General features: G+C 60.7%; 10 protein-coding genes. 2 read left to right on the forward strand and 8 right to left on the reverse strand.

Translation table 11 applies throughout. The features are described from left to right. Positions 1-3: 3 nt before the first annotated feature. From KGA85_RS05635 to copC, 5 genes are all read right to left on the reverse strand, one after another. Positions 4-891 (reverse strand): SMP-30/gluconolactonase/LRE family protein, encoded by an 888-nt coding sequence (locus KGA85_RS05635; protein WP_223542967.1) that lies wholly within the window; start codon positions 889-891, stop codon positions 4-6. A gap of 52 nt (positions 892-943) precedes the next feature. Next, positions 944-1768 carry an NAD-dependent epimerase/dehydratase family protein gene (locus tag KGA85_RS05640; RefSeq protein ID WP_223458164.1) on the reverse strand — a complete coding sequence of 275 codons (825 nt, stop codon included), beginning with the start codon at positions 1766-1768 and terminating at the stop codon, positions 944-946. A 193-nt stretch (positions 1769-1961) separates the two neighbouring features. Then, positions 1962-3257: an OprD family porin gene (locus tag KGA85_RS05645; RefSeq protein WP_223458162.1), complete on the reverse strand. Its 1296-nt coding sequence runs from the start codon at positions 3255-3257 to the stop codon at positions 1962-1964. Between the two features lie 156 nt (positions 3258-3413). Continuing rightward, positions 3414-4271 carry a copper homeostasis membrane protein CopD gene (gene copD / locus KGA85_RS05650; protein WP_223542968.1) on the reverse strand — a complete coding sequence of 286 codons (858 nt, stop codon included), beginning with the start codon at positions 4269-4271 and terminating at the stop codon, positions 3414-3416. Between the two features lie 3 nt (positions 4272-4274). Beyond that, a complete protein-coding gene (copC, locus tag KGA85_RS05655; protein ID WP_223458158.1) occupies positions 4275-4640 on the reverse strand; it encodes a copper homeostasis periplasmic binding protein CopC in 366 nt (121 codons plus the stop codon). Positions 4641-4775: 135 nt separating this feature from the next. On the opposite strand from copC, the gene KGA85_RS05660 reads away from it, so the two are divergent. Further along, positions 4776-5396 carry a TetR/AcrR family transcriptional regulator gene (locus KGA85_RS05660; RefSeq protein ID WP_008046717.1) on the forward strand — a complete coding sequence of 207 codons (621 nt, stop codon included), beginning with the start codon at positions 4776-4778 and terminating at the stop codon, positions 5394-5396. Between the two features lie 128 nt (positions 5397-5524). Here KGA85_RS05660 and preA read toward each other — a convergent pair whose 3' ends face one another. From preA to hydA, 3 genes are all read right to left on the reverse strand, one after another. Continuing rightward, positions 5525-6799: an NAD-dependent dihydropyrimidine dehydrogenase subunit PreA gene (gene preA / locus KGA85_RS05665; protein WP_223458156.1), complete on the reverse strand. Its 1275-nt coding sequence runs from the start codon at positions 6797-6799 to the stop codon at positions 5525-5527. After that, positions 6800-8167, reverse strand: a complete 1368-nt coding sequence (locus KGA85_RS05670; protein WP_223533872.1) for an NAD(P)-dependent oxidoreductase — start codon at positions 8165-8167, stop codon at positions 6800-6802. Positions 8168-8327: 160 nt separating this feature from the next. Continuing rightward, on the reverse strand, positions 8328-9767 hold the full coding sequence (gene hydA, locus KGA85_RS05675; RefSeq protein WP_223458152.1) for a dihydropyrimidinase: 1440 nt from the start codon (positions 9765-9767) through the stop codon (positions 8328-8330). Between the two features lie 541 nt (positions 9768-10308). Here hydA and KGA85_RS05680 point away from each other — a divergent pair. Further along, positions 10309-11793 carry an NCS1 family nucleobase:cation symporter-1 gene (locus tag KGA85_RS05680; RefSeq protein ID WP_223542969.1) on the forward strand — a complete coding sequence of 495 codons (1485 nt, stop codon included), beginning with the start codon at positions 10309-10311 and terminating at the stop codon, positions 11791-11793. Positions 11794-11833: the final 40 nt, after the last annotated feature.

Raw genomic sequence — 11833 nt, forward strand, 5'->3', positions numbered from 1 at the left:
GGGTCAGTCGTTGAACAGGGGTTCGGGTAAGCCTTTGACGCCGGGGTCGAGGGCGAACACGCCACCGGCCAGTGATTGCGGGTCATGGTCGTCGCCGGGGCGGATCGAGGTCACGAACAGCGTGTCCAGTCGAGGGCCACCGAAGGCGCACATGGTGGGTTTTTTCACCGGTACGGCGAGGGAACGGTCAAGTCGGCCGTCGGGGGTAAAACGGTGGATCAAGCCTGCGTCGTTGGCGCAAATCCAGTAGCAGCCATCGGCGTCGACCGCCGCGCCGTCGGGGCGACCTTCGTATTGGTTCATGTCCACGAACACGCGGCGATTCGAAGGTGTACCGGTGTCGATGTCGTAGTCGAAGGCCCAGATCTGCTGGACTTGCGGATGGGAGTCGGACAGGTACAGGGTGCGCCCGTCCGGGCTGAAGCCCAGCCCGTTGGGCACCAGGAAACCCTTTTGTTGAGCATCGAGCGGCCCGCGTTGCCCGGCGCTGTAGCGATACAAGATACCCTCGGCGGCGTTGGCGCCCATGTTCAGCACCATGCTGCCGGCCCAGAAACGCCCCTGACGATCGCAGCGGCCGTCGTTCAAACGCATGTCGGTGCGGGCATGCTCGACCTGGGCCAACTGTTCACTGTCGAGGCTGCCGTCGGTGCGCGGATGCAGGTGGAAGAACCCGCTCTCCATGCCGGCGACCCAGCCGCCGTCACGGTGACGGGCGATGCAAGCGAGCATCTGCGGGGTTTTCCAGGCATCCACCTGCCCGGTGTCGGCACTCCAGCGCTGTAAACCGCCGGCGGGAATATCGACCCAGTACAGCGCGTTTTCCTCAGGCACCCAGACCGGGCTTTCACCGACCGCGTTGCGGGCGTCGACAATCAATTCGGCTTGCATGGCAACTCATTCCCTTGGTTTTTGTTGTGGGGATCAAGCAACGCGCGAAGGCTCAGTCACCGAACGGCCCAGCTGCGCAGAAGGCGCCACCCTGATAGAGCCGCGCCGGATCATCGGCGGCTGGCATCGGCAGGGCTTCGACTTTTTCGCGGAACACTTCGGAGCTGTCCTGAGGGACAAATCCGAGGGTCGTGGCATAGCGGTTATCCCACCAGATGTCCTTGTTGTCGGACATGCCATAGACCACGGTGTGGCCGACATTCGGCGTATACAAGGCGCGCTCGAGCAGTTGGGTCAGGTCGCCGAAGCTCAGCCAGGTACTCATCATCCGGCGGTTGTGCGGCTCCGGGAACGACGAGCCGATGCGCACGCTGACGGTCTCGATGCCATAGCGGTCGAAGTAGAAGGTGGCCATGTCTTCGCCGTAGGACTTGGACAAGCCGTAGTAACTGTCCGGGCGGCGAGGGGAGTGGGCGTCGATCACCTCGTCTTGCTTGTAGAAGCCGATCACATGGTTGGAACTGGCGAATATCACCCGCTTCACACCGTGGCGGCGCGCGGCTTCGTAGATGTGGAACACGCCGCAGATGTTGGCGCCGAGGATCTCTTCGAACGAGCGCTCGGTCGATACGCCGCCGAAGTGCAGGATCGCGTCCACGCCTTCTACCAGTTGATGCACCGCCTGCTTGTCGGCCAGATCGCAGGGCACGACTTCTTCGCGATCATCGATGGCCGGCGCGATGTCGGCGATGTCCGACAGGCGAATCACATTGGCGTAGGGGCGCAGGCTTTCGCGCAGGATTTTCCCGAGGCCACCGGCGGCGCCGGTCAGCAGCAGGCGATTGAAAGGGGGGCGGGCGGTTGCAGTGGTCGTCATGGGAATCCTGGACAAACAGTTGTTGTTATTGAATCGTTGTAGGTTGTCGTATGACTGTGCGGGAGTATCGTTAGGGTTTCTGGCTCTTGTCAACGCGACATTGGTGGAAATTGACGGAGGGTCGTTCCTATTCGCTGAACTGAAATACCCTCCTGTGGGAGCGAGCAAGCCCGCTCCCACAGTTGTTTCGTGTTTACAACAGGCTGATGGGATAGCTGATGAAAATCCGGTTCTCATCGAATTCGTTGGTACTGAAGCTCTTGCGAATCGTTGCATTACGCCATTTCACGTTGAGGTTTTTCAGCGCACCACTCTGAACGGTGTAGGCCAGCTCCGATTCGCGACCCCATTCCTCGCCGTCGGTAATTTTCCCGGTGTGCACGTTGTCACCGCTGATGTAGCGGTTCATCAGGGTCAGGCCGGGAATGCCGAGGGCGACGAAGTTGTAGTCGTGACGTACTTGCCAGGACTTTTCCCGGGCGTTGTCATAGCTGGAGTTGTAGCTGTCGTTGGCCAGGGTGCCGCCGCTGGTGCCGTTGACCCGCATCCAGACGTCGTCACCGGTGAGTTTTTGCAGGCCGACGTAGAAAGTGTTGCCGCCATATTTGGCCGAGAGCAGGGCGAACGCGGTCTTGTTGTCGAGGTCACCGGCCTTGGCGCTGCCGTCTTCCTTGCCGATGAAGTAGCCGAGGTTGGCGCCCAGGGTCCAGTCGCCGACGGGCTGGCTGTGGATCAGGTTGAAGTATTGCTGCTGGTAGATGTCACTGAGTTCCGAGTACCAAACGCCGACCTGCGTGCGCTTTTCATTGAACGCATATTCACCGGCGCCGAAGTTGAAACGGTCCGAAGTGAACGCCGCTTTGCCGTTCATGAACATGTCTTCCATGCTCGCGTCGTTACGCGGGCTGTTTTTCTGGAATTGACCGCCGTAGAGCGTCAGGCCGCTGATTTCGGTGGAGGTCACCTGAGCGCCCTGGAAGGTCTGCGGCAGCGAGCGGCCATCGTCGGAACGCAGGATCGGCAACACCGGCATCCATTCACCGACCTTCAGTTCGGTTTTCGAGATTTTGCCTTTGAGCGCCACGCCGAGCCGGCCGAAATTGTCGGCGGGGCGGCCGTCGTCGTGGATCGGCAACAGCTGCGTGCCGCCGGTGCCTTTGCCGCCATCGAGCTTCTGCGAGTACAGGCCCAGTAGATCGACACCGAAGCCCACGGTGCCCTGGGTGAACCCGGAGCGGGCATCGAGAATGAAGTTTTGCGTCCACTCTTCAGCCTTGCCCTGGGGGTAGGCCGGGTTGGTGTAGTTGCGGTTGATGTAGGCGTTGCGCAGGTTCAGCGTGGCCTTGGCGTCGTCGGTGAAACCTTCGGCCTGGCAGGTGATGGGCAGGACGAGGGTCAGGCCGCTGCAGCCGATCAGGCTCAGGGTAAGACGACGGGCAAAGTCTGGACGCGAAGAACGGGCGGAGGAATTGCGGACGAGCTTGCTCACTGTGACGCTCCCTTGTTTATTGTTTTTATTATTGTTATACGTCGTCGTACAACATTGGGGCGATATTTGCGAGATTTTTGTGGGTTGTCAATCGGAAGTTATACGATGACCTGGCGCAGACTTCGGGATATCCGAGGAACCTGTGGGAGCGGATTGTCAGCTGGAAATCATCGGGGACAGGGTGCCCAGTAGGGAGACTGCCGCCACTGCACCAAGCCCCAGCATCCACTCCAGCATCACGCTGGTGCGCAATGTCTGCAGACGCTGCTCGCAATCATTGATCCGCAAGCGATTGAACAACGCCAGGCCCAGCATCGCCGTCACCAGCACGGCCTTGATCAACAGGATCAAGGCGAACCCGGTGAACAACGGCGTCGGCCAGAATGCCCCGGTGAGCACCCGCACATTGATCAGACCGGTGATCAGCAACCCCGCGACCAGGCCGTAACCGATGCCACTGAAGCGCTGCAACATCCCGCGGATCGAATGCCCATCGGGTTGACGCAGAATCATCACCAGCAGCATCAAGCCGCCGAGCCAGGCACCCACGCAGATCAAGTGGATGAGTTGATTGAGGATCAGCAACTGGCCTGCGGTGCCATCGAGCATGGCGCCGTGGCCGACCGGGGCCAGGGTGGCCAGCAGCAGGCCGCTGAGGATCAGGCGCAGCGCAAGGCTGGCGCGCAGTGGTGTCAGCAACAGCGCCAGCAACAGCAGGTTGACCAGCAGATGCCAGCGCCAGACCTGACCGGAAAAGGTATTGCCCAGCACCAGGCCCAGGGTCGGCGGATCGAAGGCCGCGTCCCAGGCGCCGGCCATGCTCGCGGTAATCAGCAACAACCAGCAGACCCCGCTGGCCAGCGCCACCACCGCCAGCCAACGGCAGGTCCGAGCCAGGCGCTGATCCAGTGCGGTTTCACCATTTGCAAGCAAGGGCCTGAACACCCAGCCCCCGAACAGCATCAACACCACGATGAAATGCAGGAAGCGGCACAGCACCAGCGCGCTCGCCATGAATTACTGGCCAACCTTGAAGGCATAGGCACCTTCGCTTTTGTGGGTGTCGACGGACACGGCGTGCCATTCGACTTTGTAGGCGCCGGCGGTCAACGGCGCGGCCGGGGTGACGATCAGGGTCTTTTTGTCGCTGCCTTCGGTGGTCAGCGCTTTGACCGCCACCGGTGCGCCATCCCGGGTCAGCGTGACTTTAGTGAAACTGGCCTCGATACCCTCGGAGAACTCCAGGCGCAATTGCGCCGGCGCGGCCACGGTGCTGTCGGCGGCCGGTGTCTGGCTTTTCAGGTGGGCGTGGGCAAACACCGAAGAGGCAGCGAGTAGCGAGCCGAGCAGGGCAGCGACGGTCAGGGTTTTCTTGAGCAGCATCGTGGGGACCTCAGGCAGTTTCCAAGTGCGCAGAGTTTAGCTTTACGACGGCGGCTGTACGAAGTTTCGTTTTCACCTGTCGCCGCAGTCCAGAGCGGATGCTAGTCTTGCTCAACGTTGTTGTCGGGGATCCGCATGGGCAATCACAAGATCGAGATTCGTCGCAGTAACGTCGAAAAAATCCTGTTGGGGGCGGAAAAGGTCTTCGCTGAAAAGGGCTTCGGCAGCACCGCCATGGCCGACATCGCCGCTGAAGTGCAACTGCCGCGCTCCAACCTGCATTACTACTTCAGCACCAAGACCGAGTTGTACAGCGCCGTGCTCTTCGACTTGCTGGAAGTCTGGAAGCAGGACGCGCTGTGCTTCGAGATGTTCGACGACCCGCGTGTGGTGCTCAGCAGCTACATCCGCGCCAAGATGAACCATTCCCGCAGCCGGCCGTATGGCTCGAAAGTCTGGGCCAACGAAATCATCCATGGCGCGCCGACCCTCGGCGAAGCGCTGGATGCGAGCCTGTACGACTGGGCCAAGATGAAGGAAGCGAAAATCCGCCAGTGGGTGGACGACAAACGCATCCTGCCGGTGGAGCCATCGAGCTTGCTGTACATGATCTGGGCTTCGACCCAGCACTACGCCGACTTCGATCACCAGGTGAATATTCTCAACGATCACCAGCCGCTGTCGGACATGCAGTTCGAAAAGGCGGTGCAGACGGTGACCAGTGTGATTTTGCGGGGGATTGGGTTGGAGCCTTGAGACTTGTGGTGTAGCGGCGGGCCTCATCGCGAGCAGGCTCGCTCCCACATTGAAATGCAATCCAATGTGGGAGCGAGCCTGCTCCGGGCGGCGCTCCGACGATGGCGTCAGCTCAAACGCCGCTGACCTCAAGGGCTGACGTGATACGGATTCCTCGGATCATGATTCCAGTCCAGGAACGGCTTGCCAGTTTCCACCGGCACCATCTCGATGCAGTCCTGCACCGGGCAGGTGATCTGGCACAGGTTGCAGCCCACGCACTCCTCATCGATCACTTGATACTTGTGAGTGCCGTCCGCTTGCTTGAGGCTGGCCACCGCCTGGTGCGAGGTGTCTTCACAAGCGATATGACAACGACCGCAACCGATGCACGCCTCCTGATCAATCTTCGCGATCACTTGATAGTTGATGTCCAGGTACTTCCAGTCCGTGGTATTGCCCACCGCGCGGCCGGAAAACTCTGAGATGCTGGCATAGCCCTGACTGTCCATCCAGCGCGACAAGCCGTCCTTCATCTCTTCGACAATCCGGAAGCCGTGCAACATCGCCGCCGTGCACACTTGCACCGAGCCGCTGCCCAGGGCGATGAATTCCGCGGCGTCGCGCCAGTTGCCAATGCCGCCGATGCCGCTGATCGGCAGGCCCTGGGTCTGCGGGTCGCGGGCGATTTCGGCGACCATGTTCAAGGCAATCGGCTTGACCGCCGAGCCGCAGTAACCGCCGTGGGTGCTTTGGCTGCCGACCATGGGGTTGGCGACCATGCGCTCGAGGTTGACGCTGGTGATCGAGTTGATGGTGTTGATCAACGACACCGCATCGGCACCGCCTCGGTGGGCGGCGCGGGCGGCGACGCGGATGTCGGTGATGTTCGGCGTGAGCTTGACGATCACCGGCAACGAGCAATACGTCTTGCACCAGCGGGTGACCTGTTCCACATATTCCGGCACCTGGCCGACCGCCGCACCCATGCCCCGTTCCGGCATGCCGTGGGGGCAACCGAAGTTCAGCTCGATGCCATCGGCGCCGGTGGCCTCCACCAGCGGCAGGATGTTTTTCCAGGACTCTTCGACGCAAGGCACCATCAAGGACACGATCAGCGCACGGTCCGGCCAGTCCTTTTTGACCTGGGTGATTTCCCGCAGGTTGATCTCCAGCGAGCGGTCAGTAATCAGCTCGATGTTGTTAAAGCCCAGTACCTCCCGGTTCGCCCCGAAGTGCGCCGAGTAGCGCGACGACACGTTCACCGCCGCCGGGTCCTCCCCCAGGGTTTTCCAGACCACGCCGCCCCAGCCGGCCTCGAAGGCGCGGACCACGTTGTAGGCCTTGTCGGTCGGCGGCGCGGAGGCCAGCCAGAATGGATTGGGTGCTTTGATGCCGGCGAACACAATCGACAGATCGGCCATTTACGCAGCCTCCACGTTGAGCATCAGTTGAGCATTGATCGCCTCGGCGGCTCGCTTGCCATGCTGCACGGCTTGCACGGTGAGGTCTTGATCGAGGCTGGTGCAGTCGCCGCCGGCATACACGCCGGGGATGCTGGTGCGCAGGTTTTCATCGACTTCAATCCGTTCGCCCTGGCGCTTGAGCTCACGGGCCAGCGGATCGCTGAGGGCGTTGCCGTCGAAGGCCTGGCCGATGGCCTTGAAGATCGCATCGGCGGCCATTTCGAAGGTTTCACCGGTGGTTTGCAGGCGACCTTCCACCAGACAGGTGCGGGCGAAACGCATGCCGCGCACGCGGCCCTGGTCATCGAGCAGCACTTCTTCCGGTTGTGCCCAGGTCATCAGCCGCACCTGATTGGCCTTGGCAATGTCCTGTTCGTGATGGGTGGCACCCATGTCCTCGACGCCACGGCGGTACACCAGATTCACGTCGTGGGCGCCGAGGCGGGCCATTTGCACCGCCATGTCGATGGCGGTGTTGCCCGCGCCGAGGACAATGCAGTGGTCGGCCAGGGGCAACTGGCTCAGGTCATCGGCCTGGCGCAGTTCGCGGATGTAGTCGGTGGCGGCGAGCAGGCCGGGCGCGTCTTCGTGGGCCAGACCCAGCTGTTTGCTGGCATTGAGCCCGAGGCCGAGGAACACCGCATCGAACTGTTGGTGCAGTTCGCTGAGGGTCAGGTTGTCCCCGAGTTTCTGCCCGTGACGGATTTCGATGCCGCCAATTTCCAAGAGGAACTCAAGCTCCTTTTGCGCGTAGTCATCCACCAGTTTGTATTTGGCGATCCCGTATTCATTGAGGCCGCCAGCCTTTTCCCGCGCCTCGAAGATCACCACGTCATGCCCGTGCATGGCGCTGCGGTGGGCGCAGGACAAACCGGCCGGACCGGCACCCACCACGGCGATGCGTTTGCCGGTGGCGGCAGCGCGCTGGAAGGGGTGTGTGCTGAAGTGGGCATTGTCCACGGCGTAGCGTTGTAACAGGCCGATCATGACCGGCGCACATTCGTGGGCGTTGTTACGTACACAGGCTTGCTGGCAAAGAATTTCCGTCGGACACACCCGGGCGCAACTGCCGCCGAGGATGTTGGCCGAGAGGATTTTCTGCGCGGCGCCTTGCACGTTGTCCTGCGCAATGTTGCGGATGAACGAGGGGATGTCGATCTCGCTCGGACAGGCATTGACGCAGGGCGCGTCGTAGCAATACAGGCAGCGCGAGGCTTCCAGTTGCGCCTGGCGCTCGTTGAGCGGCGGCGCCAGGTCGGTGAAGTGGCCGGCGAGGGCGGCCGCATCCTCATGGGGATGCGGGAGATGGTCCAGGGTCTTGATCACGGTATTGGCCTCACGGTTATTTGAGGTGCTGCCTCTTATGGGCATTGTTTTTGTGTTGTCTGGGCTGACGTCATCGCGAGCAAGCTCGCTCCCACAGGGATCTCGGGTGTTCACAAAACCTGTGGGAGCGGGCTCGCCCGCGATAGGCCGCAGGCCGCTTTCAGCGTTTCACCGCAACCGGCTTGTGCAACTCAGCTCGCTTGCTCAGCAAATCAAACACCGCCGGATACGCCGGCCGTTCGATATAGCGCCCGGCCCCGCGTTCGGCCCGCAGGTCGCCGTCGGCCCAGACCACGCGGCCCTGGCTGATGGTGTGGCTGGGCACGCCGCGCACGGTCTTGCCTTCGAAGATGTTGAAGTCCACCTGCTGATGGTGGGTCTTGGCGGAAATGGTCCGCGTGCCCTGCGGATCCCACAGCACCAGGTCGGCATCGGCGCCCACGCGAATCGCGCCCTTGCGTGGGTAGAGGTTGAAGATCTTCGCCGTGTTGGTGGACGTCAGCGCGACGAATTGCTGCATCGAAAAGCGTCCACTGTTCACCCCTTCATCCCACAGCACTGCCATGCGGTCTTCGATGCCGGCGGTGCCGTTGGGGATCTTGCTGAAGTCGTCGCGGCCAGCGGCTTTCTGCTCGGCGCAGAAGCAGCAGTGGTCAGTGGCGGTGGTGTGCAGGTTGCCCGATTGCAGGCCATGCCAGAGCGCCTCTTGATGGCCGCGAGGACGGAACGGCGGGCTCATCACGTAACCGGCGGCGGTTTGCCAGTCCGGATCGCGATAGACGCTGTCGTCCAGCAGCAGGTGCCCGGCCAGTACTTCGCCGTAGACCGGCTGGCCCTTGCCCCGTGCGTAGGTGATTTCGTCCAGGGCTTCCTTGGTCGAGACGTGGACCAGGTACAGCGGCGTACCCAGGGTTTCGGCGATGCGGATTGCCCGGCTCGCGGCTTCGCCTTCAACCTGTGAAGGACGCGACAGGGGATGCGCTTCCGGCCCGGTGATGCCCTGGGCCATCAGCTTGCGTTGCAAGTGATACACCAGTTCACCGTTTTCCGCGTGAACGGTGGGCACCGCGCCCAGTTCCAGGCAGCGTTCGAAACTCGCCACCAGGGTGTCATCGGCGGCCATGATTGCGTTCTTGTAGGCCATGAAATGCTTGAAGCTGTTGACGCCGTGCTGGCTGACCAACTCAGCCATTTCCTCGCGGACCTGTTCGCTCCACCAGGTGATGGCGACATGAAAGCCGTAGTCCGACGCCGACTTCTCGGCCCAGCCGCGCCACTGATGGAAGGCTTCGAGCAAGGATTGCTGCGGATTGGGAATCACGAAGTCGATGATCGAGGTGGTGCCGCCGGCCAGTCCCGCCGCCGTGCCGCTGTAGAAGTCTTCGCTGGCCACGGTGCCCATGAAGGGCAGTTGCATGTGGGTGTGCGGGTCGATGCCGCCGGGCATCAGGTATTGGCCGCTGCCGTCGAGCACTTCGGCGCCGGCAGGAACATCGAGATTTTCGCCGATGGCCTTGATCACGCCGTCTGCGCAATACACATCGGCGCGATAACTTTCATCATGGGTAATAATGGTGGCGCCACGGATCAACAGAGACATTCCGAGTTCCTCGCAGGCAATGACCGGTTTATGCCGGTTCTAGATGTTCTATACAAAAACAGTCAAGACAGATCGATTCCTGTCAGTGCTGTCAGGATTAAACGCTAGCTGCAGTTATCCGAATCGGCAAGAATATTTTTTATAAGCTTATTATGTTGTTAACTAATTGATATTTAACGATTAAATTCAAGAATCACCAAAATGGTGAGGCCGCTCACCATTTTGACGCACTTGACAGGATCGAAAAATAGTCAAGATTTCCTATGTGAAATCAGCTGTTTGAGTATGGTCTATGGTTGATGTGCAGCCATTGAAAAAAAGATCAACGCACCAGTTTGAGTCCTGACTGTCCGGACAACTTGCCTGGCATTCGGCCTGAGTGGCCTGACAAATAGTCGAGTCAGCGAATAAAACTGATAAACATCAGTTGGTTGCAATGTGTTTATGGAACTGCCCGATGCGTAATCGGGGCACACGGCACGTTTATTGATGCCGCCAGCCCCTGATGAGCAACAATAATCAAAAGAACAGTGGAGCGGCCATGCAACAGATCAGATCGCAAGTGACCGAGCGCGACGGCTTGTTCGAGCTCGAAGCCGGCAGCGATGTCCTCGACAGTCCCCGTTACAACCACGACATTGCACCGACCAAGGTGCGCGAACGCACCTGGAACAAATGGCACATCACCGCGCTGTGGGTGGGTATGGCGATCTGCGTGCCGACCTACACCCTCGGCGGCGTGCTGACCACGTACTTCGGCCTGACCGTCGGTGAAGCGCTGCTGGCGATTCTGTTCGCCAACATCATCGTGCTGATTCCCCTGACCCTGAACGCCTTTCCCGGCACCAAGTACGGCATTCCCTTTCCGGTGTTGCTGCGCTCGTCCTTCGGCGTGCTCGGTTCCAACATTCCGTGCCTGATCCGCGCCCTGGTGGCGTGTGGCTGGTTCGGCATCCAGACCATGTTCGGCGGGCTGGCGATTCACCTGTTCCTCGGCTCGGTGTTCGAGGGCTGGAAATCCCTGGGCGGCACCGGCGAAGTCATCGGCTTCATGGTGTTCTGGGCGCTGAACCTGTGGGTGGTGATTCGCGGCGCCGAGTCGATCAAATGGCTGGAAACCCTGTCGGCGCCGTTGTTGGTGCTGGTGGGCGTAGGCCTGCTGGTCTGGGCCATGCCCAACGTGTCGATGAGCGAATTGCTGGCAATTCCGGCCAAGCGTCCCGAAGGCGCCGACGTGGCCAGCTACTTCGCCGCCGGGCTGACGGCGATGGTCGGCTTTTGGGCCACGCTGTCACTGAACATTCCGGACTTCAGTCGCTACGCAAAAAGCCAGAAGGACCAGATTGTCGGGCAGATCATCGGTTTGCCGCTGACCATGTTCCTGTTCGCGTCCCTCGGCGTGGTGATGACCGCCGCGTCGGTGAAACTGGTGGGGGTGACGGTTTCTGATCCGGTGACGCTGATCGGTCATATCCAGAGCCCGGTTTGGGTCGCACTGGCGATGGCGCTGATCATCATTGCCACGCTGTCGACCAACACGGCGGCCAACATCGTGTCGCCGACCAATGACTTCCAGAACATCGCGCCCAAGGCGATCAACCGCACCAAGGCAGTATTGCTCACCGGGTTTGTCGGGTTGGCATTGATGGCCCATGAGCTGCTGAAAAAACTCGGCCTGATCATCTCGGACGTCAGTCTCGAAACCGTCTATTCCAACTGGTTGCTCGGCTATTCCAGCCTGCTGGGGCCAATTGCCGGGATCATGGTGGTGGACTATTTCCTGATCAAGAAACAGCAACTGGACCTCGCGGGTTTGTACAGGGATGACGTGTATCCGGCGTGGAACTGGAGCGGCTTCATTGCTTTCGGCGTGCCGGTGGTGTTGACCCTGTTGTCCCTGGGCAGCGATGCGTTTAGCTGGTTCTACAGCTATGGCTGGTTTACCGGCTCGGCGCTGGGTGGGGTTATTTATTATGGGTTGAGTGTGATGAGACCTAGCCCATCTGTCGCGAAATCTGCGGTGTAAGGGAGGGCCTCATCGCGGGCAAGCCCACTCCCACAGGGTT

It is taken from the genome of Pseudomonas sp. GL-B-12 (assembly GCF_019955895.1).
Classification (GTDB): domain Bacteria; phylum Pseudomonadota; class Gammaproteobacteria; order Pseudomonadales; family Pseudomonadaceae; genus Aquipseudomonas.